Source organism: Bradyrhizobium sp. LMTR 3 (assembly GCF_001693485.1).
Classification (GTDB): Bacteria; Pseudomonadota; Alphaproteobacteria; order Rhizobiales; family Xanthobacteraceae; genus Bradyrhizobium.
Genome location: NZ_MAXC01000012.1, coordinates 383,731 through 403,266, shown reverse-complemented (window position 1 = coordinate 403,266; position 19,536 = coordinate 383,731). Strand labels below are relative to the sequence as shown.

24 protein-coding genes are annotated in these 19,536 nt (G+C 62.6%); 10 read left to right on the top strand and 14 right to left on the bottom strand.

Features of this window, described 5'->3' with window-relative positions:
- Positions 1 to 58: 58 nt before the first annotated feature.
- Both LMTR3_RS11515 and LMTR3_RS11510 read left to right on the top strand, forming a co-directional pair.
- A complete protein-coding gene (locus LMTR3_RS11515; protein ID WP_245319828.1) occupies positions 59 to 1,066 on the top strand; it encodes an alpha/beta hydrolase family protein in 1,008 nt (335 codons plus the stop codon).
- A gap of 29 nt (positions 1,067 to 1,095) precedes the next feature.
- Positions 1,096 to 1,911, top strand: a complete 816-nt coding sequence (locus LMTR3_RS11510) for a DUF3313 domain-containing protein (RefSeq protein WP_084029540.1) — start codon at positions 1,096 to 1,098, stop codon at positions 1,909 to 1,911.
- A gap of 583 nt (positions 1,912 to 2,494) precedes the next feature.
- Here LMTR3_RS11510 and LMTR3_RS11505 read toward each other — a convergent pair.
- The 5 genes from LMTR3_RS11505 to LMTR3_RS11485 form a co-directional block, all read right to left on the bottom strand.
- The gene (locus LMTR3_RS11505) at positions 2,495 to 2,860 is read right to left on the bottom strand and encodes a hypothetical protein (protein ID WP_065745143.1); all 366 of its coding nucleotides are present in this window, start codon (positions 2,858 to 2,860) and stop codon (positions 2,495 to 2,497) included.
- Positions 2,861 to 3,133: 273 nt separating this feature from the next.
- Entirely contained in the window at positions 3,134 to 3,526 is a 393-nt protein-coding gene (locus tag LMTR3_RS11500) for a VOC family protein (protein ID WP_065745142.1), read from the bottom strand.
- A 120-nt stretch (positions 3,527 to 3,646) separates the two neighbouring features.
- Complete coding sequence (locus tag LMTR3_RS11495) at positions 3,647 to 4,123, bottom strand: RES family NAD+ phosphorylase (RefSeq protein WP_065745141.1); 477 nt, start codon at positions 4,121 to 4,123, stop codon at positions 3,647 to 3,649.
- Positions 4,124 to 4,125: 2 nt separating this feature from the next.
- Positions 4,126 to 4,560 carry an Xre family toxin-antitoxin system antitoxin gene (locus tag LMTR3_RS11490; protein ID WP_065745140.1) on the bottom strand — a complete coding sequence of 145 codons (435 nt, stop codon included), beginning with the start codon at positions 4,558 to 4,560 and terminating at the stop codon, positions 4,126 to 4,128.
- Positions 4,561 to 4,610: 50 nt separating this feature from the next.
- Positions 4,611 to 5,501, bottom strand: coding sequence for a LysR family transcriptional regulator (locus LMTR3_RS11485; protein ID WP_065745139.1), 891 nt, complete (start codon positions 5,499 to 5,501; stop codon positions 4,611 to 4,613).
- A 98-nt stretch (positions 5,502 to 5,599) separates the two neighbouring features.
- Here LMTR3_RS11485 and LMTR3_RS11480 point away from each other — a divergent pair, with 98 nt between their 5' ends.
- From LMTR3_RS11480 to LMTR3_RS11465, 4 genes are all read left to right on the top strand, one after another.
- Positions 5,600 to 6,661, top strand: a complete 1,062-nt coding sequence (locus tag LMTR3_RS11480; RefSeq protein WP_065745138.1) for an aldo/keto reductase — start codon at positions 5,600 to 5,602, stop codon at positions 6,659 to 6,661.
- Positions 6,662 to 6,693: 32 nt separating this feature from the next.
- Complete coding sequence (locus LMTR3_RS11475; protein WP_065745137.1) at positions 6,694 to 7,209, top strand: nuclear transport factor 2 family protein; 516 nt, start codon at positions 6,694 to 6,696, stop codon at positions 7,207 to 7,209.
- A gap of 31 nt (positions 7,210 to 7,240) precedes the next feature.
- Complete coding sequence (locus LMTR3_RS11470) at positions 7,241 to 7,597, top strand: Atu4866 domain-containing protein (protein WP_065745612.1); 357 nt, start codon at positions 7,241 to 7,243, stop codon at positions 7,595 to 7,597.
- Between the two features lie 114 nt (positions 7,598 to 7,711).
- A complete protein-coding gene (locus tag LMTR3_RS11465; RefSeq protein WP_065745136.1) occupies positions 7,712 to 9,160 on the top strand; it encodes a carotenoid oxygenase family protein in 1,449 nt (482 codons plus the stop codon).
- A 71-nt stretch (positions 9,161 to 9,231) separates the two neighbouring features.
- On the opposite strand, the gene LMTR3_RS11460 is transcribed toward LMTR3_RS11465, so the two are convergent.
- Positions 9,232 to 10,158 carry an arginase family protein gene (locus LMTR3_RS11460; protein WP_065745135.1) on the bottom strand — a complete coding sequence of 309 codons (927 nt, stop codon included), beginning with the start codon at positions 10,156 to 10,158 and terminating at the stop codon, positions 9,232 to 9,234.
- A 226-nt stretch (positions 10,159 to 10,384) separates the two neighbouring features.
- Here LMTR3_RS11460 and LMTR3_RS11455 point away from each other — a divergent pair, with 226 nt between their 5' ends.
- A complete protein-coding gene (locus LMTR3_RS11455; protein ID WP_065745134.1) occupies positions 10,385 to 11,596 on the top strand; it encodes an MFS transporter in 1,212 nt (403 codons plus the stop codon).
- Between the two features lie 100 nt (positions 11,597 to 11,696).
- Here the strand turns inward: LMTR3_RS11455 and LMTR3_RS11450 are convergent, their stop codons facing one another.
- The 7 genes from LMTR3_RS11450 to LMTR3_RS11420 form a co-directional block, all read right to left on the bottom strand.
- Positions 11,697 to 12,194 carry a peptide deformylase gene (locus LMTR3_RS11450; RefSeq protein ID WP_065745133.1) on the bottom strand — a complete coding sequence of 166 codons (498 nt, stop codon included), beginning with the start codon at positions 12,192 to 12,194 and terminating at the stop codon, positions 11,697 to 11,699.
- Positions 12,195 to 12,239: 45 nt separating this feature from the next.
- Complete coding sequence (locus tag LMTR3_RS11445; protein WP_065745132.1) at positions 12,240 to 12,941, bottom strand: class I SAM-dependent methyltransferase; 702 nt, start codon at positions 12,939 to 12,941, stop codon at positions 12,240 to 12,242.
- On the bottom strand, positions 12,931 to 13,395 hold the full coding sequence (locus tag LMTR3_RS11440) for an Rrf2 family transcriptional regulator (protein ID WP_065745131.1): 465 nt from the start codon (positions 13,393 to 13,395) through the stop codon (positions 12,931 to 12,933). Before LMTR3_RS11440 ends, LMTR3_RS11445 begins: the two co-directional genes overlap by 11 nt.
- Before the next feature lie 204 nt (positions 13,396 to 13,599).
- A complete protein-coding gene (locus tag LMTR3_RS11435) occupies positions 13,600 to 14,580 on the bottom strand; it encodes a thioredoxin family protein (RefSeq protein WP_065745130.1) in 981 nt (326 codons plus the stop codon).
- 2 nt (positions 14,581 to 14,582) lie between these two features.
- Positions 14,583 to 15,284 carry a cytochrome c biogenesis CcdA family protein gene (locus LMTR3_RS11430; RefSeq protein WP_065745129.1) on the bottom strand — a complete coding sequence of 234 codons (702 nt, stop codon included), beginning with the start codon at positions 15,282 to 15,284 and terminating at the stop codon, positions 14,583 to 14,585.
- A 34-nt stretch (positions 15,285 to 15,318) separates the two neighbouring features.
- On the bottom strand, positions 15,319 to 15,720 hold the full coding sequence (locus tag LMTR3_RS11425; RefSeq protein ID WP_065745611.1) for a cupin domain-containing protein: 402 nt from the start codon (positions 15,718 to 15,720) through the stop codon (positions 15,319 to 15,321).
- A 67-nt stretch (positions 15,721 to 15,787) separates the two neighbouring features.
- On the bottom strand, positions 15,788 to 16,483 hold the full coding sequence (locus LMTR3_RS11420) for a VOC family protein (RefSeq protein ID WP_065745128.1): 696 nt from the start codon (positions 16,481 to 16,483) through the stop codon (positions 15,788 to 15,790).
- A 189-nt stretch (positions 16,484 to 16,672) separates the two neighbouring features.
- On the opposite strand from LMTR3_RS11420, the gene LMTR3_RS11415 reads away from it, so the two are divergent.
- The 3 genes from LMTR3_RS11415 to LMTR3_RS11405 all read left to right on the top strand — a co-directional run bounded on the left by LMTR3_RS11415 (position 16,673) and on the right by LMTR3_RS11405 (position 18,968).
- Positions 16,673 to 17,197: a MarR family winged helix-turn-helix transcriptional regulator gene (locus LMTR3_RS11415; RefSeq protein ID WP_065745610.1), complete on the top strand. Its 525-nt coding sequence runs from the start codon at positions 16,673 to 16,675 to the stop codon at positions 17,195 to 17,197.
- Positions 17,198 to 17,260: 63 nt separating this feature from the next.
- Entirely contained in the window at positions 17,261 to 18,232 is a 972-nt protein-coding gene (locus LMTR3_RS11410) for an SDR family oxidoreductase (protein ID WP_210184688.1), read from the top strand.
- Between the two features lie 37 nt (positions 18,233 to 18,269).
- Entirely contained in the window at positions 18,270 to 18,968 is a 699-nt protein-coding gene (locus tag LMTR3_RS11405; protein ID WP_065745126.1) for a GNAT family N-acetyltransferase, read from the top strand.
- Between the two features lie 35 nt (positions 18,969 to 19,003).
- Here the strand turns inward: LMTR3_RS11405 and LMTR3_RS11400 are convergent, their stop codons facing one another.
- Positions 19,004 to 19,459: an SRPBCC family protein gene (locus LMTR3_RS11400; protein ID WP_065745125.1), complete on the bottom strand. Its 456-nt coding sequence runs from the start codon at positions 19,457 to 19,459 to the stop codon at positions 19,004 to 19,006.
- Positions 19,460 to 19,536: the final 77 nt, after the last annotated feature.

Below are 19,536 nucleotides of genomic sequence, written 5' to 3'. Positions count from 1 at the left end.
CGGTAGCCGGGTCGACGCAGTCGTGGCGGGCAACATGACGCGACGGCGCCTCGGTGCCATGCTGCTCGCCGTTGCAGTCACAGCCGCCGCTCCCGTAAATCCAGCGCGAGCGCAGTCCGCCACGCCCGCTTTCATTGACTTCGACTGGGTCGATCCCGCGCGTTCGCGGGCCGTTCCGGCGCGCCTGCATTGGCCCACGAGTGTCGCGCCGGGGTCGCGCGTACCGCTCATCGTGTTCTCCCATGGCATGGGTGGCTCCCGCCGGGGCTACAGCTATCTGGGGCGATATTGGGCTGCCCGTGGCATTGCGAGTTTGCATGTTCAGCATGCGGGTAGCGATTCGTCGCTCTGGGTGGGCAATCCTCTCACCGTCGTGGACCGTTTGCAGCAAGCGGCTCATGAGAGCGAGGCGCTGGCGCGGGCCTGGGATCTGCGCTTCGCCCTGGACTCTGTGCTGTCGAGCCCCTACGGCGCTCAGATCGACCGTCGGCGTATCGTAGCGGCCGGACATTCATATGGCGCGAACACGGCCCTTCTTGCGGTTGGCGCCCGCGTGATGCGTGAAGGGCAGTGGGTCGAGGCCCGCGACGCGCGCTTTGCGGCGGCGATCGTGATCTCTGCACCGCCGTTCTACGGCGAGTCCGATCTTGCCTCGGTGCTGAGCAAGATCGCGGTTCCGAACCTGCACGTGACTGCGACCAACGACGTCATCCAAATCCCCGGATACCACTCGCCCGCTGCCGATCGATTAGCCGTCTTCAACGCCCTTGCCACACCGCGCAAGCTGCTTGCCGTGTTTGAGGGCGGCTCGCACAGCATCTTTACCGATCGCTCGTTCACAGGTGGTCCGGCTCTAAATCCGAAAGTGAAGGCTGCGACGGCGGAACTCACTTTGGCTTTCCTCGACCTGGCCTTCGACGGCAACGGGACGACGCTGACGCGTTGGAATGCGACTTGGCAGCCAATCCTGGCATCGGCGCCCGTCGCCGCGCCTTCTCCCGTTCCGGTCGCGCGTTCCCGGCGCATGGTCCAAGAGGCGGCGATCGGTCTTGTTCCCTCGCCGTGAGATGGTCTGTGGTAGTGACGTTGAGCTTGATGGCTGCTGGTTGCGCGACCGCACCGCTGGAGCGGTCCGGGTCGTTCGTCTCTTACGACAATCTGACGCCGTCCGATGGTCTTCTGACCAAGTCGCAGGTTCGGGTCAGCAAGGCTGATGTTCTCGCCGCGAAGACCGCGCGTATCGAGCCAGCCGCGTTCACGGTAGCCGCGGCAAGCCAGCCGTTCTCGGACCAGCAGCGCAGCCTGATCAAGAATGCGGTAAACAGAGCGATGTGTTTTGCGTTGAGCGAGCGCTTCCGAATTGTAGCACCGACAGAGGCGGCGGACTTGAGTGTCCGGGCGGTCATTACCCACATTACGCCGACCGATGCGACGGCAGCCGGCGTCTCCAAGGTCGCGAGCATTGTACCGTCTGTCGTTGCTCCCGGTGTGCCTATCCCTGTGCCGCGGCTTCCGATCGGACTTGGGAGCCTGTCCGTAGAGGCCGAGGCCCGTGATCGCAGTGGCAACCAAAAGGCTGCCATGATCTGGGCGCGCGGAGCGAATTCCTTCACCAGCGCTCCGCGCGTATCGAGCGACGGGGATGCCTATGATCTTGCCGGCGCTTTCGGAGACGATTTCGGGAAATTGCTTGTTACCGCCGAGAGTCCGTTCGGGAAGGTCTCGGCGCCGCCATCCGTCGGCAGTCTGAAGGCCTCTCTCGGTGGCGCGCCGAAAGAGGCGATTTGTGAAACATTCGGGCGATCGCCGGGACTGATTGGTATGGTCGGAGAGAGGATTGGGCTGCCGCCGGATTGGACCGACCGGGGTGCGCCGGCGAACGCAGTGTCGGAAGCGCTGGTCACCGATTAAGCTAGCACCCCCGCAACACGGCGCGTACGTCATCGAAGAAAACTGGAAAGGCAACTTCGACGACGTAATCCGTGACAAAGCTTTATTGCAAGAAGCCCGGCTGCTTTTGTCCATCTGCGCAACACTATTTGCCATGAGCATGATCTCGGCGGAGAAATTGCAGCGCATCAAGCAGGCTACGCGGGACTGGTTTAGGGTGGTGGCGCCGTAGCTCATGCCGGCATGAGGACAATTGTCGAGAGATGCGCGACACGCATGATGAGCCCAGGTCCGTGGAACTGTCATTGCAAGAAGCTCAGTGACGCAATCCATCTCGCGGCCGGCGGCGCTATGCAGATGCAAACCTCGGACAGTTCATGTCGCGAGATCGTGGACCCATACTCACTTGTCATCGCCCGGCCTTGTGCGCAATTGCGCACTGGGACCGGGGACCCAGCATTCCAGAGGAGTCAATAATTGAACCGAGAAGCCGCGGCGTACTGGATCCCCGCCGGAGCCTGTCATCGGGCGCGCATTCGCGCGACCCGTTGGCGGGAATGACGGTCGAGTGTGCGTCGCTATCGGACCTTACGAACTCTCAGCACTAGTATCGCGGCGTATTGAACTGCGGACAGCGATGCACGTAGTCCCAGGGAATGTCATAGACGCAGGTGAAGCGGAGATCGTCGGACTGTTTGAGCGGCGGGGCCTCGACGACGACCGGTTGCTCGACCTCGGTCGGCAAACCATAGAACACGCCGCCGACGCCCGGAAAGAAGCCGCCGCCGCGATGGTGGTGATGATGCATCGATCGGAATGCGGGGAAAGCCGGACGCGCCGGCGCTACGCCCGGACGCGACGGCGCAACGCCTGCGCCCCGCGCCACGCCCGGATCGGCCAATGCCTCGCCCGCGGCAAGGACAAGCGCGACTGCACTGAGAGACGCGATCAACGTCGTTCTGTAGGTCATGGCACTCACCCATCGTAGGTTACTGAGCAGCATTGCCAAAACGCTAAGCTGAGCCTTTCGTGCCGGCAAAGCCATAATTAATTATTGGTTAAGGCGTAATCTTAATGCGGGGAACGCTCGCTTCGCCGGTGGCGTGGATGCCCGGGCGTCGCCAGCCGCAAGGTCGCGCTGATGGATTGATGGCATGAATGCGCGACCGGATGATTTCGGTCTCGAAGTCTGGCGTGATGAGAAGCGCTTGGCGCGCAGGTAGAGCGTAGGCAGCCCGCGCCGTCAGGGATTCCAGCCGCCGCTACCGTACTCGCGGGTTATAACTTCAAGAAGGTGCCCGTTCTTCTCCTTGAAGTAGACGCCACGCCCGCCGTCATGGTGGTTGATCTTGCCCGGTTGCGTTTGTCCAGGGTCGGCCCAGTAGGGAAGCTGCCGTTCCCGGACGCGGCCGAGGATCTCGTCAAACTCGCTTTCGCTGGTCAGAAATGCATAGTGCTGCGGAGCAATGTCGCCGTCGACATCCATGTAGTCGAGGTTGGCGCCGTTTTCAGTGGTGACCATATAGAACGGCCCCCACTTCCGTGGGGCTGGGAGACCGAGCATCTCGGCCAGGAAGGTTGCCGATGCCTTGCTGTCGTGGGTCGAAAGGATCGTATGATTGAAGTGGATGGCCATCGCGATCTCCCAGGCTGGAACAGCTTCATCGTTCTGCGACGTGGAGCTGGTTAACTGGGGCGCAGGTTGTATCGTTCCATTGACGAAACGACAGCCCGTAGGGCGAAGGAGCAGAGGTAGCTACCGCCCATAAAGCCGCTCATCCCACCACACCGGTTCGGGCAGGGTGTGCGTGATGTCCTTGGCTTCCAGATGAGCCGGGTTGATCAGAAAGTTGCGCTCCCGCCGCGCCGGGATTGAGGGGACGATCAGGAGCGCCGAACGCTTCTCCTCGCACCATTTCTGGCCGAAGCCCTTGCAGATGGTCTCGTTTCGCGAGTCCCAGCCGGGATGCGCCGCAGCTTGGAAGACTTCATACGAGACGCCGTTTGGTATCGTGATCTCGATGAAGTGCTGGTTGGCGGGCGTCACCAGATTGGCATGCACCAGCTTCTCGAGCATGGCGGTGGAATAGTGCTCGGATGCGTAGATCATCGGGCTGGTACGCGTATTCCACCGGCCCGGGTAGAGGCGCGATCCCTCGGCATCGTACACGGGGTAGGCGCCGTCCGGGTCCCCGATGCGATAACATGTCAGGACACGATCGCTCTTCGGCACGCCTAGACGCCGCCGCCATAGGCTGTACGCCCCAGCAGGTTGACGACGGCGTCCGCCCCGGGGCCGGTTGCCAACGCCAGTTCGAGCGGGGTCTTGTCTTCAAGCATAGGGTGCGGCCGGTTGAGAAAATCGCGCACCTTGGCCTCGTCGCGAAACACTTCGAGGCCGAAGGCGAACACTTTTGCGACGCGCGCGAGCCGGTCGCTCTCTTCGGTCGTGAGATGCTGCTTTTCCTTGCGGCGCCGTTCCAGCGTCGGCTTCGGCACCACGCGATAGGTGAAGTGACGGACGTCCTGCGGGGATACGCGGCCGGCGAATTTATCCAACGCCGATACCGGCAGGCCCTTCTCCACGGAACGGGCGAGGGTAAGCGTCGTCTCTGTGTTCTTCGGCTTGACGCCGAGCAGGCCGGCCAGGATCGCGGCTTGATGGCTCACGGGAACCTCTAAATCAGGTGAGACAAGAATATGCCTCAGATGAGACCTAGTCAAGGGCGATATCGAACGTGGTCGATCAGCGCGCGCAGCTTTGGCGGCAGATTTCTTCGGTCCGCGAAATAGAGGAAGAAGCCCTGAAAGGGCGGGCAATACTGCTCCAGCAGCGGCACCAGCTCGCCGCGCTTGATATAGGGCCTGAACGTCTCCTCCATGCCGAACGTCAGGCCGCCGCCGGCGCAAGCGGTCCGTACCATGACCCACATGTCATTCGTCGTGATCCTGGGATTGACGGCGACGTCGAACTCGCGGCCGTCTTCTTCGAACTCCCAACGATAGGGCGCCACGTGAGGCGCCGGACGCCAGCCGATGCAACAGTGCCGCGAAAGCTCGGTCGGGTGCGTGGGCGCGCCAAAGCGCGCCAGATACGACGGTGCGGCGACGACCATCTGGCGCTGGTCGCCCGAAACCGGCACGGCGATCATGTCCTGCTCGATCACTTCGCCAAGGCGAACGCCAGCATCGTAGCCCTCGGCGACGATATCGAACTCCTCGTCGGTGACGGTGATGTCGATCTGCACGGCTGGATAAGCGTGCGTAAAACTCGCAAGCAGCGGCCCGCAGATGAAGCGCTCGGCGATCGAAGATACCGCGAGCCGTAGCTGTCCTGTCGGCTTGGCGTCGCGGTCTCGCGCGGTGTCGAGGGCGAGGTCGATTTCCGCAATGGCTGGCGCGACGCGCTGGTGGAGTCGCACGCCGGCCTCGGTGAGGCTGACGCTGCGCGTCGTCCGCTGCACGAGCGCCACGCCCATCCGGTCTTCCATTCGCCTGATTGCCTGGCTCACCGCCGAGCGCGTCACGCCCAGCCGCTCGGCAGCGCCGCGGAAGCTTTTCGCTTCAGCGACCACCAGGAAAATCGAAACGAGGTTCAGGTCTGCCATCATTGGTTAGCGAATCTTACCAAGCCGGTCATGATTGAGCAAATTGTTTCACCGATGGCCTCGTCGTATGTGCGTCTCGACAGAAGTTGGAGGCACCGACGATGACGTCTCTCGATCATTACCGTTTGCTCGGACGGTCCGGATTGCGGGTATCCCCAATCGCGCTCGGCTCGATGACCTTTGGTCCGGACTGGGGCTGGGGCGCCGATGCGGGCGAGGCGCGTCGGATCTTCGATCTTTACGCCGATCGCGGTGGCAACTTCGTCGATACCGCCGTGAACTACACTGACGGTGCCTCCGAGCGCATCGTCGGCGAGTTCATCAAGGACAAGCGCGACCGTATCGTGCTCGCGACCAAATTCACCATGGCGCGCGAACCGGGCAACCCGAACTCGGGAGGCAACCACCGGCTCAATATGCTGCGCTCGGTGGAGCAGAGCCTGCGGCAGCTCAACACCGACCGCATTGACCTGTTCTACCTGCACGGCTGGGACATGACCACACAGTGCGATGAGGTGATGCGCGGGCTCGACGATCTGGTGCGATCAGGCAAGATCCACTACATCGGCATCTGCAATACGCCGGCCTGGCGTGTCTCCCAGATGCAGACGATCGCCGATCTCCGCGGCTGGTCACCTTTCGTGGCGCTGCAGATCGAATACAGCCTGGTCGAGCGCACGGTCGAGCATGAACTCATTCCGATGGCAGAAGCGCTCGGCATGGGCGTGCTGCCCTGGTCGCCGCTCGGCGGTGGCGTGTTGACCGGCAAGTACGCGCGTTCGGATATTGCGGACTCGCGCGACACAAGCATCTCGCCGACGCGCAAGGGCGTCATTGCGTCGTCCGGCCACCTCAATGAGCGGTCCATCGAAATTGCCGATGTGGTCCGTGCCGTGGCCGAGGAAGTCGGCGCGAGCGCCTCGCAGGTGGCGATCGCCTGGACGCTTGCGAACCCTGCCGTCACGTCGCCTGTCATGGGTGCGCGCACAGTTGCCCAAGCAGAGGACAATCTCGGTGCGCTCGGGGTCGTACTGTCGCCTGCGCATCTCGATCGGCTCAATCAGGCGAGTGCGGCCGACCCGATCTTTCCCATCCGCTTCGTGGGCCGTCCCATGGTTCAGCAGCTCATCTTCGGCGGCGCGTCCGTCGCCCTGCGGAATTGAGAGAAGGAACTGCAGCAGCAAAGGAGAAATTCATGAGAGCCCTGGCAACTCGCGCACTCGCATGGTGCCTGTGCGCCGCAATGTTCACCGCTTCCAGCCTGACCACGGCTGCCCCCTGTGGTCAGACGAGCACGGCGGAAGATGATAACAAGCGAGTGGTCACCGAAGCCTTTCATCGCTGGGCGGCGGGCGGAACGTCCTTCTTCAAGGACGTGCTCGCCGAGAATGTCATCTGGAGGATCAAAGGATCGAGTCCAGGCGCCGGGGAGTTCAAGGGACGTGAGGCCTTTCTGGAGCGAGCTGTTCGCCCATTCGCGGCGAGATTGTCCAGGCCCGTCCGCCCAACAGCCGTGCGGATCTTTGCCGATGGCGATCATGTGATCGCTCACTGGGAGGGGAGCGGGGTCGCCCGCGACGGCAGGGGCTACAGCAACAGCTATGCCTGGATCTTCCGCATGCACGACGGAAAGGCAACTGATGTGACGGCCTATCTCGACCTCGCTCCATACGAAGATGTCCTGCGGCGTATTCCCGTACCTCAGCAGTAAGACGCCAGCCGATCATTTGGAGGAAAACGAGATGACCTGTCGTGCGCTGATCGTGGGATCCCTTTGTGTCCTCGGACTATCGGTGGCTGTCGCTTCCGGCGAGGCCGCACCAGCCAGCAAATCCGAACAGCAGTCCATGGAGAAAGCAATGATACAGCATCCCTATGTTGGCATGTGGGTGACCGATGGCGGCCACATTCGGCATGAGCTTCTTCCGAACGGCCGCTACGACGAAGCCCGCGGCACGCGCAAGAGCGCCTATCAAGGGCGCTACGAGATCAAGGGCGATCACATCGATTATTGGGATGACACCGGTTTTACCGCTGACGGCAGGTTCGTCGACAAGGATACCCTCCATCACGGCGGGATGATCTTTCGCCGCCAGTAGTATCGTTTGCCTCGAATAGACTCGCCGCAGCTCTAATTCTTTCTCGGCAGCAATTGGTCGAGCGCGGGACCAAATCGCGCGCCGGTGCGTTAGCCGGTAGACCCGGATAACGCCATGACCGCCATGTTTGCCAAAGGCTTTGCCGATCTCGACCGCGAGGTTGCGGTCGAGAGCCTTCCCGTCGTCGGCACCGTACCGATATGGCTGTCGGGCGCGTTGCTCCGCACGGCGCCGGCCAAATTCGACCTCGGTAAGCAAACCGTGAACCACTGGTTCGACGGGCTCGCCATGCTGCACCGGTTTGCCTTCGTCGACGGCAGGGTCTCCTATGCGAACCGGTTCATCCGTTCGGCGAACTATCGGGAGCAGCGGCGATCCGGCCGCTTGAGCCGTGGCGAGTTCGCGAGCGACCCCTGTCGGACGCTGTTCGGCAGAGTGCTCTCCAGATTTTTCGATAAGCCGACCGACAATTGCAATGTCAGCGTCAACGCTCTTGGTGGGTCGTTGGTGGCGCTCACGGAAACGACCCTGCCGGTGCGGTTCGATTCCGAAACTCTCCAAACATTGGGACATTACGAATACGGCAAGCAGCTCGGCGGCCAGATTTCGGTTGCTCATCCGCACCATGATGCAACCCGCCGCTGCCAGTTCAGCTATGTGGTGGAATTCGGCCGGCGAAGTCGGTACCGGCTGTTTCGCGTGGCGGATGAGGACGGCGCTGAAACCACGATCGCCGATTTACCGGTGGATCGGCCCGCGTACATGCATAGTTTCGCGATGACCAAGCGTTATCTCGTCCTGGCGGAGTTTCCGCTGGTGGTCAGCCCTTTGCGGTTGCTCCTGAGCGGCGAGCCGTTCATCAAGAATTATCGCTGGCAACCGGAGCGCGGGCTGCGCTTCCAGGTCGTCGAGAAGGATACTGGCCGACGGATCGCCACCGCGGAAGCCGAAGCGGCTTTCGCCTTTCATCATGTCAATGCCTACGAGCGAGGCGGCGAACTCGTGCTTGACCTCGTCACTTACCCCGACGCCGGTATCATCGATCAGCTCTACCTCTCGCGTCTGCGCGCCGGCAAGCCGGTCGACGCGGTGGGCTCCCTCTCGCGTTATGTCGTTCCGCTCGGCACCGCAAATTGCGCCGCGCAGAAGCATCAGATCACCACCACCGCGATCGAACTGCCGCGGATCGACTATGGCAGGGTCGCTGGAGAGTCCTACCGTGTGGTCTGGGGCACGGGGAATCGACAGCCGGGGAATTTTCTCGACAGCCTTGTCCGGATCGACGTGGAGACGGGCGAGTGCACTGTGTGGGCGGAACCTGGATGCTATCCGGGAGAGCCCGTGTTCGTCGCCGCGCCGGATGCTGGCAACGAAGCTGAGGGTGTGTTGCTTTCGGTCGTTCTGGACGGGCTGAACGACAGGTCGTTTCTCCTCGTTCTCGATGCAACTCGCATGGCCGAGATCGCTCGGGCGGAATGCCCCCATCAAATCCCTTTTGGCTTCCACGGCAATTTCTTCCCGACCAGCAATGGTGGATTGACCTTGCGAAATGCTCACCGCTGAGAAGTTTGGGGCACGGGATACACGGCCAACTCGTAATTTGCGGCCTGGCACATACTCCGATCGCGTAGTTCCTACCTATCGGCGGCTGCAACGGGCGCGAGCGCCTGCGTCAGCATAGCAATGAGGCTGCCAAATGCGGCGGTCTCATCAGGTGCGTGATCTGGATTCAACTCGGCTATGGTAAGTGCACGCCAGTTCGGTGCTGCCAGGAGGATGCCAAGTATCTTGCCAAGCTCCTCCAATTCGAGACCGGTGCCGCGCGCGCCGTAGCGGACGTTCTCGGCAATCGGAAACGATGTGAAGGCAAGCACATCGATGTCGATATGAACGAGCAGACGATCAAAGCGGCGCCCCCAGGTCCTTGCTTGTTCGGCTGCAGCCACCGGGTCTGCTTTGATCTCCGCCAGAACAATGTGTCCAATGTCATTGATGGCGATCGTTCTTGACTCGGGCGCTGTGATCTCATGAGCGCCGAATAGCAGCACCTCGGAGGGACGAAGCATTGGCCGTCGCGATGCGAGACCGCTCAGATCAGGAAGCGCGCCGGGCAGGTCAAGCATGTGGGCGATGCCAGTCCAGTCGAGTGAGCCTTCGGCGGTTTCTGGCACGTTGAGATCTGCGTCACCATCGATATAGATCAATCCAACCGAAGCATCGTCGATCAGCGTGCCGGCAACGACCCCTAATTCGATGGTGCAGTCGCCGCCAAGGACGAGCGCCGCCTCGCTATCCGCCATAGCGCGCGCGACGCGCTGGGAGAGGGCTCTCGCGGCTTCACGCACGGCTCCCAGGTTCATCGAATTCGGATTGCCGGGGTCCGGACGCCAACGAAAATAGGGAATGTTGCCCATGTCACGAACTTGCCATCCGACCCGCTCCAGGGCGGGAATCAATCCATGGCGTCGAAATGCTTCGGGTGCTTTTTCCTGCCCAGGGGCATATGCCCCGGCGCTTGTCGGGGCTCCAATAACGGTTAGGCGGTTGCTCGTAGCTCGCACGGTGCCTTCTCCGGACGTTTTGAGCTTGGGCGTAGCCCCGTCACACCAAATGTCCGTCGTGTTCCGCAGGGCACTCGCTGGCAAGCGGTAAGATATGGAAGCCCAGATGTATCAGCAGAACGAATCCGCCTCGCTCGCAAAAAAGTGAGCTGCGGCGGCCCTCGGCCTGTCGGCTCCGGCCCATTCCGTTCGTCTTCCAGCCGAAGAGGCTGTCAGGAGATCAGGAATGACCAATTTTCACTATCGCTGGGTGATTGTCGCGGCCGGGGGCCTGCTTGGCTGTGTCGCGATCGGGGGAATGTTTTCGCTGCCGGTGTTTTTGCAACCGATCGCGCGGGATACCGGCTGGTCGGTGACCGGCGTATCCAGCGCGATGACGATCGGCTTTCTCGCGATGGCCTTCACCAGCATGATCTGGGGCAACTTGTCCGACCGGCTTGGGCCGCTGCCGGTGGTGCTGACCGGTTCGGTCGTGCTCGCGGCAAGCCTGGGGCTGGCGAGCCTTGCGACCTCGCTGGTCGTGTTTCAATTCGTCTTCGGGCTGATGGTCGGCGCCGCGACGGCTGCGATCTTCGCGCCGATGATGGCTTGCGTGACCGGCTGGTTCGATACCCATCGCAGCCTTGCGGTGTCGCTGGTCTCCGCCGGCATGGGCATGGCGCCAATGACGATGTCGCCGCTCGCCGCCTGGTTGGTCTCGAACCATGACTGGCGCACCTCGATGCAGATCGTGGCGCTCGTCGTTGCCGCGATCATGATCCCGGTTTCGCTGCTGGTGCGCCGCGCGCCGGCGCTCGAGAGCGGGGCGTCCGCGCCATCCAGCGCCCCGGCAGAACCGGAGATGACGCTGGCGCAGGCGCTGCGCTCGCCGCAATTCATCATCCTGCTGCTGACGAATTTCTTCTGCTGCGCCACGCATTCAGGCCCGATCATCCATACCGTGAGCTACGCCATCAGTTGCGGCATCCCGATGATCGCCGCCGTCACCATCTACAGCATCGAGGGTCTGGCGGGGATGGGCGGCCGTATCGCCTTTGGCCTGCTCGGCGATCGCTTTGGCGCCAAGCGCGTGCTCGTCTTTGGCTTGCTGGCGCAGGCGTTCGGCGCACTCGGTTATGTCTTCGTGCGCGATCTCGCTGCGTTCTACGCGGTCGCCGCGCTGTTCGGCTTCCTCTATGCCGGCACCATGCCGCTCTATGCCGTGCTCGTGCGCGAAAACTTTCCACTGCGGATGATGGGCACCGTGATCGGCGGCACCGCGATGGCCGGCAGCCTCGGCATGGCGACGGGACCCTTGGCCGGCGGTTTGATCTACGACACGTTTGCCAGCTACGCCTGGCTCTATATCGGCTCGTGGATCATGGGACTCGGCGCATTCCTGATCATGATGACGTTCAGGCCGATGATGGTGGCGCGGCCCGTGCCGGTCCCGGCGTAAACTCCCTGTCATTCCGGGACTCGCGAAGCGAGAACCCTGATGTGCAATTGCACATCAGAGTTCGATGCTTCGCATCGCCCCGGAATGACGGCGTTTCTTCTCAACCCCGGGAGAGCTTCTCGAAACGCTTGATCAACCGCTCGCGCTTCAGGCGGGACAGTCGCTGGATCCAGAACAGGCCATTGAGCTGATCGATCTCGTGCTGGTGACAGACGGCGCGGAGCCCATCGGATTCTTCGGTGTGTGAATTGCCGTCGACGTCGTGATAGCTGATCCGAACGCGCGCATGACGCCGAATTTCGTCGTTAACTCCGGGCATCGAGACGCTGCCTTCCTGATGCATGATCATTTCGGGCGAGGCCCAGATGATCTCGGGATTGATATAGGTGCGCGCGCCATTGATGGGGTCGAGGTCAAGCACCACGACCCGCAGGAAGACGCCTATATGCGGTGCGGTGATGCCGATGCCGGGCGCAGCGTGCATCGTCTCGAGCAGGTCTCTCACCAGGTCGCGCAGCGCGTCGTCAAACACGGTCACCGGCTGCGCCGGGAGCGCAAGGCGAGGGTCGGGATATCTGACAATCGGACGGATGGTCATGATTTGTTGCTGGACAACTGAATCAGGACGCCTGACTACCAAGTTTCACGCATACGCAATCCAGCCGCGCCAGGTAAAGGCGGCGTAGAACAACTCCACATCCCGGAACCCGGCCTCACGCAGAATCTGCGCATCCTGCTCTGGACCGAGCACGGGCAAGCGCGCCTCGACCGCCGCACGCGCCGTGTTGGCCTGGTTCGGATCGGCGCCGGAGGCGATCGCATAGGCGGCATAGCGCGATAGCCATCGCGTCCGCTCGCTGTCCTGCTGCGGAAAACTGGAATGGGCGGCCACAAACGGCGCTCCGGGCCTCAGGCGGCGGTGGATTTCCCAGGCCGTCCGCCGCCGTTCGTCGACATCGAGGAAATGCAGCGTGAGTAGACAGGCGGCGGCATCGAACGGTCCATCGGGCGCATCGTCGATATAGCCCTGCTGCAACTGCACGCGCGCATTGAGTGGCCCCAGCGACTGCTCGGCCAGCTTCAGCATCTCGGAGGCGGGATCGACGCCAACGAATTGCCAGCGCGGCTCTGCCTCCGCCAATGCCTTCAATTCCAGGCCGCCACCCGCGCCGAGCACCAGGACCCGTGCGTCTTGCGCAGCCTGCTCGGCCAGCAGGATGCGGGTCATGCGGTGAAGGTCCGCAAAGCCGGGTACGAAGCGCGGCGGTCCATGCGCATAGCGCGCGACCGCCTCGGGATCAGAGAAGTGGGCCAACAAGGCGTTGGCGGCCGCGTCATGATGCATGGGCGGTCTCCAGACGATGACGGTTGCGCCGGTCGCCCAGGCGCTTCTGAAAATCGGCGCTCAACATTGCAAGCGTCACGGCACTCAGGCGCGAAAGCAACAGCGCCTCCGCCTCGTCGAACGTCCGGTCCAGCGCGGCATTCACGGCCTGCTCGACAAGACAGCGGGGTGCTTCCGTTCTGTTCCCGATGGCGAACAGCGAAGGCTGGCCGAGCGCCTGATAGACATCCCGCAGCGATATCGTCGCGAGGTCGCGGGCGAGGGTCCATCCGCCGCCGTGTCCTTTCTCCGATCGCACGTAGCCCTGATCGCGCAGGCCGGACATGATCCGCCGGATCACAACGGGATTGGTGTCCATGGCCCGTGCGAGCGCTTCGGAAGTCACCGGTTCCTTCCGCTCGGCCATGTGCAGCAGCACGTGGAGTACGCCTGAAAGTCTACTGTCTCGCTTCATGTAACTATTTATATTGCATGAAGGCGCAGCAGGTCAAGTCGTCTGTCATTCCGGGGCTCGCGAAGCGAGAACCCGGAATCCATAGGACCGCATGCTCAGTGGTGAAATGGATTCCGGGCTCGATGCTTCACATCGCCCCGGAATGACGATGCGTGGTAGCTCCACGCACACTGCGCTCACTCCACTAGGGCCGCTCGATCACGTTCAGCCGAACGTAAAGGTGTACGCGCTCAGGCCAGCCTTGGGCGCTTTCAGGCGCAACACGTGCTCGCCGCCGGTGCCGCTGTAGAGGGGATAAAGCCTGCTTCCATCGATGGTGACTGGCGGCTGGGGCGTCCCGTCGACAGTCACGGACAATGTCTGCGGCGACGCACTGCCAGCGACCAGATTGACTTTGGGCGCGTTGAAGCGAAGCAGGATTTCGTCGCCGTCTGCCGAGGAGGTGGCGCGATCGCCCGTCACGTTCCAGACGCCGGAGAGGGCGAACCGGTTCGGCGGCACGTTGTCCGGCAGCGCGTAGGCCCGTTCGCCGCGCGCCGCTTCTTGCGTCTCGACGATGGCGCCATCGTTCTTCTCAGAACCGAGATACAACTCGGGCGTTGCGACAGCGCTCAAATCCGGATCCGTTATTTGCGCGGTGGGCATGGCTTCGCCGACAAGGCGCGCGATGGCGTTTTCGATTTGCTGATAGCCGCCCTCGCCGAACTGCGTCGCGACAATCGTTCCGGACCTGTCGATCAGATACGCGGCTGGCCAGTACTGATTTCCGAAGGCGCGCCAAGTGCGATACTGATTGTCTTGCGCCACAGGATAATGAATGCCCAGGCGCTTGATGGCGGTCTCGACATTCGCACGCTCCTTCTCGAAGGCGAATTCGGGCGTGTGCACGCCGACCACGACAAGGCCTTTGTGCTTGTATTGCTCATGCCATTTGGTGACGTCGGGCAACGTGCGAAGGCAGTTGATGCAGGAGTAGGTCCAGAACTGAACCAGCACGACCTTGCCGCGGAGGCTCTCCACCGTCAGCGGCGGCGAATTCAGCCAGGCGGAAATCCCGGAAAACTCCGGCGCGGGCCGGGAGTCCTGCCGCGTGGTTTCGTTGCTGAGCAGCGCGGAGGGGCCAAATTGCGCGATGGCAAGAACGGCAACGAAAGCGAGGACAGTCAGGCTGAGAAGCTTGCGCATTGTCATAATCCCAGTTGAAGATTCGGATAGAGCACCGAAAACCAGACGGCGACGATGCTGTCGTATTGCGTGTAGAAGGCCAGCGCGACGAGGAGCACCGCCGCGCCAAATGTTCGCTGCAAGGCGACAGTGTAGGGCGCAAGCCTACGCACTTGCGTGGTCGCGTATTGTCCGCCGTAGGCGATCAGGAGGATCGGAATGCCGGCTCCGACAGCGTAGATGACAAGCAGCAGCGCAGCGCGTGTCAGGTTTTCAGATGTTGCGATCAGCGTGAGAATGGAGCCGAGCACCGGCCCGGCGCACGGCGTCCAGAGCACGCCGAGCGCCAGTCCAACAACGAGACCCCCTGCATTCCCTGATCCGGCGCGCGCGACGATGTTGTCGGCGAACGAGAGCAGGCCGTGAAACCTCGTCATGAGCCGCTCGTATGGCTGCGGCCACAACAGCAATACGCCGAAGCTGCCGAGCAGGACGACGGAGACGGTCCGCAGCGTGTCGTGCGATAAGCCAAGCACGGTCGAGAAGGAGCCGAACAAGATCGCGAAACCGGAGAAGGCGATAATGAATCCGGCCGCGAGAAAGAGCGGTCGCCAGCGGTCCTCCCGGCCGATGGAGGCGCCCAGCAAGACCGGAAGCAGTGGCAGGATGCAGGGGGCCGCCGCCGTCAGGAGGCCTGCCGCAAATGCCAACGCAATCTCGATCATGTCGGGCTCTCCTCGTAGGTGCAGGCTGCTACGGTCACTTCACCAATGTGAGGAGGGGCTTGCCCTTCTCGACGATGTAAGTAGCGAGTTCACTGCCTTTGACGCTGCCGGGATTCCTGGCCGAATGCACCGTTCCGGCTGGAATGAAGAGCACGTCGCCGGCCTTCAGCGTGACCGGCGGCTTGTCCTCGATCTGATATTCGAGCTGGCCTTCGAGGACATAGATCACCTCTTCGCCGGGATGGGCGTGTTTGCCGAACGCCACACCGGGGGCGAGATCGACGCGGACCTGAATGGCCTCGCGCCCCGGCGCGCTGAGATCGTGCCGCTGCAGATCGGTTCGGGTAACTCCGTTCTGCTGCGCCTGCGCACTGAACGGCGCCAGAACGGCCCCGGCGACAAGCGCTGCCATTGCCGCGATTTGAAAGTTCTTCATCCTGGTCATGTTGATCTCCTTGATTTGGAAATTCATCGAACTTGCGTGCAACGATCGCGACGCCAGCTCATGCCGCCTGCTGCTGGCCACTCTGCTCGCGGACGATGTATTCGGCGTACCAGTCCGGCCAGTTCTCATCGTGCTGGCCGCCGTTGCGCTTCTCGTACTCGCCATGGGCAGCGGCCGCACGGCGCAGTGCGCTCGCGAGATCAGCCGACGAATTGAAGGCCGTCGCGTTAGCGTCGACGCGCCCGGGCAATCGCGTGGTGACTTCCTGCAGCAGCCAGCCATTGCCGTCGGGATCGCTGAACGAGGCATAGGAGCGGTAGCTGCCGCGTTCCGGATCCGGGCCGCTCAGCCGGACCCGCCCGAACAGATAGGGCTCATCCGAGCCGACATGCACGTTGCCGCCGGCGTGAAACGCTTCACTGATCGCAACACCGCGGCCGAGCAACTCGTTGCGGGCGGCCTCGATGTCCGAGACGATCAGATAGAGGCCCTGCGCGGAGCCGGGCGCGGCAGGGGTGACGTTCTTGCCGAAGATGACCGAGGCGTTGGAGCCGGGCGGCGTGAACTGGATCACGCGGTAGTCGTCAGGGCCGGCGAAATCGGCGTCGAGCCTCCAGCCGAGGTTTGCATAAAACTGCTTGGCGCGTTCAACGTCGGAAACCGGGATGACGATGACTTCGAGCTTCAGGTCAACCGCCGAAGCGGCCTTGGTCTCGGGGGAAGTGGTGCTGGTGCGTTCCTTGAGGTCTGACATGGTTCTCTCCTTGATGTTGTGGTGGCGGGAATGTTTCCCTCGCACCGTGTTTAAATATCGTGTACGATAAGATCGTATGCGATGTATAAAGCGCGCCTCAGGCCTGTAATGTCAATCCTTCCGATTTAATCGGATGCGATATATATGGGTGCGAGACTTCACATGTTCGTGTCGGAAAGGACGACTTCCATGAAACTGAGCGACGGGCCCCGGACCGGTTCCAGGGGCAATTCGAGAGATAATTCAAAGGCCAGCCAGAAGCCGAAGCCGGCCGCAGGCGAGCGGCGGCTTGGCGATTTCCTCTGTTTTGCGATCTATTCGGCCAACCTTGCCTTCGGGCGGGCCTACAAAAAGGGCCTCGACGAACTCGGCCTGACCTACCCGCAATGGATCGCGATCGTGGCGTTGTGGGAGCAAGATGGCCAGACCGTGAGTGAGCTTGGCGAGAAGATGTTCCTGGAATCCAACACGCTGACGCCGATCCTGAAAAAGCTGGAGCAGATGGCCTATCTGCGCCGCCAGCGCGATCCCTCGGACGAGCGGCAGGTGCGCATCAGCCTGACCGAGGCCGGCCGCCGGCTGCGCGAGAAGGGCATGCACATGAATCTCGTGGCCTCTACCGGACTGAAGCCCGACGAGTTCGCGCGGCTGCAGGAAAACGTCGTCACGCTCCGTGACAATCTGATCAGGGCGACGGCAGAGAAAGCGGAGTGATGCGCGCAGGCGCTTCGATGCAATCGGACTGCATCGGCGCGTGAAGGTGAGGGGAGGATGAGCATGGTCTCACATGAAGGCGTGCTTGCCGGACGTATCGCCGTGGTGGCGGGCGCGACGCGCGGCGCCGGCCGCGGCATTGCCGCCGCGCTGGGAGAGGCAGGTGCCACGGTGATCTGCACGGGGCGCAGCAGCGCTCGCGCCGATGCTCCAACCCGATCCGATTATGACCGGCCGGAGACGATCGAGGAGACGGCCGAGCTCGTGACCAGCCTCGGCGGCAAAGGCGTCGCTATCGCCGTTGATCACCTCGAACCTTTGCAGGTCGCGGCGTTGGCCGAGCGTATCCGCGCCGAGCATGGCCACATCGACGTGCTGGTGAACGACATCTGGGGCGCCGAACGGCTGAAGGGCGGGCCCGCCGAATGGAATACGCCGATCTGGAAGCTCGACCTGCAAAAGGGATTGCGGATTCTGCGGCTCGGCATCGAGACGCATCTGGTGACATCGCATTATCTGCTGCCGCTGCTGATCGCGAAAGCAGGCGGCCTGCTCGTCGAAGTCACCGACGGCACCGCCGACTACAATGCGCAGCACTATCGGATCTCGGTGTTCTACGACCTCGTCAAGCAGAGCGTGAACCGTCTCGCCTACTCGCAAGGTCATGAACTCGCGCCGCACGGGGCCACGACGGTTGCGATCACGCCTGGATGGCTGCGCTCCGAGATGATGCTGGAGAATTTCGGCGTCACCGAAGCGACCTGGCGCGAGGCGCTGGCGGAGCGGGGAGGCGGCAGACATCAGGCGCCGCCCGATTTCGCGCTGTCGGAATCGCCGCGTTATGTCGGCCGCGCCGTGGCTGCGCTCGCCGCCGATCCCGATCGCGGCAGGTGGAATCAGAAATCGGTCAGCTCCGGCGAACTCGCCCGTCACTATGGCTTTACGGATATCGACGGCTCGCGCCCGGACATCTGGCGCTACACCGCCGAGGTCCGGGAGGGCGGCAAGGTGGCCGACTTCAGTGATTACCGCTAAAGTTGTCGTGCCATTGAGTGAGAACGAAGGTAGTCTGATGTCCGTTCACGACAGCTCCAGCCACCCCCTCGATTATCCGATCTGGACTGCGCTCACGACCACGCAGCAGGCATTGGCCGAAGGCGATGCCCGCGCGCGGCGCTATCCGACCGAGATCACGCCCTTCGCAGCGATGGCGGACATGTCGCCTGAAAGCTTTGCTGTGCTCGCCGGGCTGATGTCGCCGCAGGACATCGCCGTGCTGTTCACGCCGGATCCCGTGAACCCGCCTGCCGAATTCAAGATCGCGCTGGCGGACACCGGCGAACAGATGATTGGAACGCCGGTTGAAACACCAGCCAATGGCGTCGATATCGTCACGCTCGGTGTCGACGACGTTCCCGCGATGATCGAGCTGACCGCGCTGACCAAGCCGGGCCCGTTCAGCGCGCGGACCCATGTGCTCGGCACCTTTCTCGGCATCCGCGTCGATGGCGAGCTTGTCGCGATGGCCGGCGAGCGGATGAAGCCGGCTCAATACACCGAGATCACCGCCGTCTGCGTGCATCCGTCCCATCGCGGCCGCGGCTACGGACAGATGCTGCTATCCGCCATCTCGCGCCAGATTGTATCGCGTGGCGAAATTCCGTTCCTGCACGTCTTCACCAACAATCACTCGGCCATCGCGCTCTACCGGCGGCAGGGGATGGAAATCCGGCGCCGTCTCCACGTGACGGTGTTGAAGAAACAGGACTGATCGTCCAGCGATGCACGCCTTCGCCGACATCGTCCTTACACGTTGCGTGTGCCACTCGGTCCCCGGTCCGGTCCGGGGTCCTGGCCGGCGGCTACTTTGGTCAACCTGTCGAGATAATGCGCCCAACCCTTGGAATGGGCGTCGCGGGTTGACTCGGTGGGCAGGCCGCTATGGGTCATGCGCAACAGCGTGCCACCGTCCCGTTCGATCAGATCGATCTCGATCAGGCTCGATCCCGGCGGCACTTCCTCGTTGCCTTCCCAGCCAAAGCTGTAGGCGAGGCGGTGAACCGGCACGACCTCGCGGAACGCGCCGCGCGCCGTGGAGCTGCCGACCCCTTTCAGGAGGTACATGCCGCCCGGATGCATCTCCGTCACGGCCTCGCTGCCCATCCATTGCACGATCTTCTCAGGGTCCGTCAGGAAGGCGAACACGCTGGCGCGGGGTGCGGCGATGTGGGTCTCGCGCTGGAGCACAAACGATTCAGTCATCGAAAACCTCGTGGGTCGTTGGCAGGACACGCTGATGCAACCAGCGAGTGCCTAAGGCGAGTGCATAAGGTAAGTGC

Bases quoted from the DNA above. Each gene is read 5' to 3' on its own strand.
- LMTR3_RS11500 (WP_065745142.1), bottom strand. From the start codon at position 3,526: ATGGCCATCCACTTCAATCATACGATCCTTTCGACCCACGACAGCAAG.
- LMTR3_RS11425 (WP_065745611.1), bottom strand. From the start codon at position 15,720: ATGAAGAACTTTCAAATCGCGGCAATGGCAGCGCTTGTCGCCGGGGCC.
- LMTR3_RS11400 (WP_065745125.1), bottom strand. From the start codon at position 19,459: ATGACTGAATCGTTTGTGCTCCAGCGCGAGACCCACATCGCCGCACCC.
- LMTR3_RS11485 (WP_065745139.1), bottom strand. From the start codon at position 5,501: ATGATGGCAGACCTGAACCTCGTTTCGATTTTCCTGGTGGTCGCTGAA.
- LMTR3_RS11470 (WP_065745612.1), top strand. From the start codon at position 7,241: ATGACCTGTCGTGCGCTGATCGTGGGATCCCTTTGTGTCCTCGGACTA.
- LMTR3_RS11420 (WP_065745128.1), bottom strand. From the start codon at position 16,483: ATGTCAGACCTCAAGGAACGCACCAGCACCACTTCCCCCGAGACCAAG.
- LMTR3_RS11480 (WP_065745138.1), top strand. From the start codon at position 5,600: ATGACGTCTCTCGATCATTACCGTTTGCTCGGACGGTCCGGATTGCGG.
- LMTR3_RS11515 (WP_245319828.1), top strand. From the start codon at position 59: ATGCTGCTCGCCGTTGCAGTCACAGCCGCCGCTCCCGTAAATCCAGCG.
- LMTR3_RS11510 (WP_084029540.1), top strand. From the start codon at position 1,096: ATGGCTGCTGGTTGCGCGACCGCACCGCTGGAGCGGTCCGGGTCGTTC.
- LMTR3_RS11435 (WP_065745130.1), bottom strand. From the start codon at position 14,580: ATGCGCAAGCTTCTCAGCCTGACTGTCCTCGCTTTCGTTGCCGTTCTT.
- LMTR3_RS11455 (WP_065745134.1), top strand. From the start codon at position 10,385: ATGACCAATTTTCACTATCGCTGGGTGATTGTCGCGGCCGGGGGCCTG.
- LMTR3_RS11450 (WP_065745133.1), bottom strand. From the start codon at position 12,194: ATGACCATCCGTCCGATTGTCAGATATCCCGACCCTCGCCTTGCGCTC.
- LMTR3_RS11415 (WP_065745610.1), top strand. From the start codon at position 16,673: ATGAAACTGAGCGACGGGCCCCGGACCGGTTCCAGGGGCAATTCGAGA.
- LMTR3_RS11445 (WP_065745132.1), bottom strand. From the start codon at position 12,941: ATGCATCATGACGCGGCCGCCAACGCCTTGTTGGCCCACTTCTCTGAT.
- LMTR3_RS11405 (WP_065745126.1), top strand. From the start codon at position 18,270: ATGTCCGTTCACGACAGCTCCAGCCACCCCCTCGATTATCCGATCTGG.
- LMTR3_RS11440 (WP_065745131.1), bottom strand. From the start codon at position 13,395: ATGAAGCGAGACAGTAGACTTTCAGGCGTACTCCACGTGCTGCTGCAC.
- LMTR3_RS11430 (WP_065745129.1), bottom strand. From the start codon at position 15,284: ATGATCGAGATTGCGTTGGCATTTGCGGCAGGCCTCCTGACGGCGGCG.
- LMTR3_RS11475 (WP_065745137.1), top strand. From the start codon at position 6,694: ATGAGAGCCCTGGCAACTCGCGCACTCGCATGGTGCCTGTGCGCCGCA.
- LMTR3_RS11465 (WP_065745136.1), top strand. From the start codon at position 7,712: ATGACCGCCATGTTTGCCAAAGGCTTTGCCGATCTCGACCGCGAGGTT.
- LMTR3_RS11410 (WP_210184688.1), top strand. From the start codon at position 17,261: ATGGTCTCACATGAAGGCGTGCTTGCCGGACGTATCGCCGTGGTGGCG.
- LMTR3_RS11505 (WP_065745143.1), bottom strand. From the start codon at position 2,860: ATGACCTACAGAACGACGTTGATCGCGTCTCTCAGTGCAGTCGCGCTT.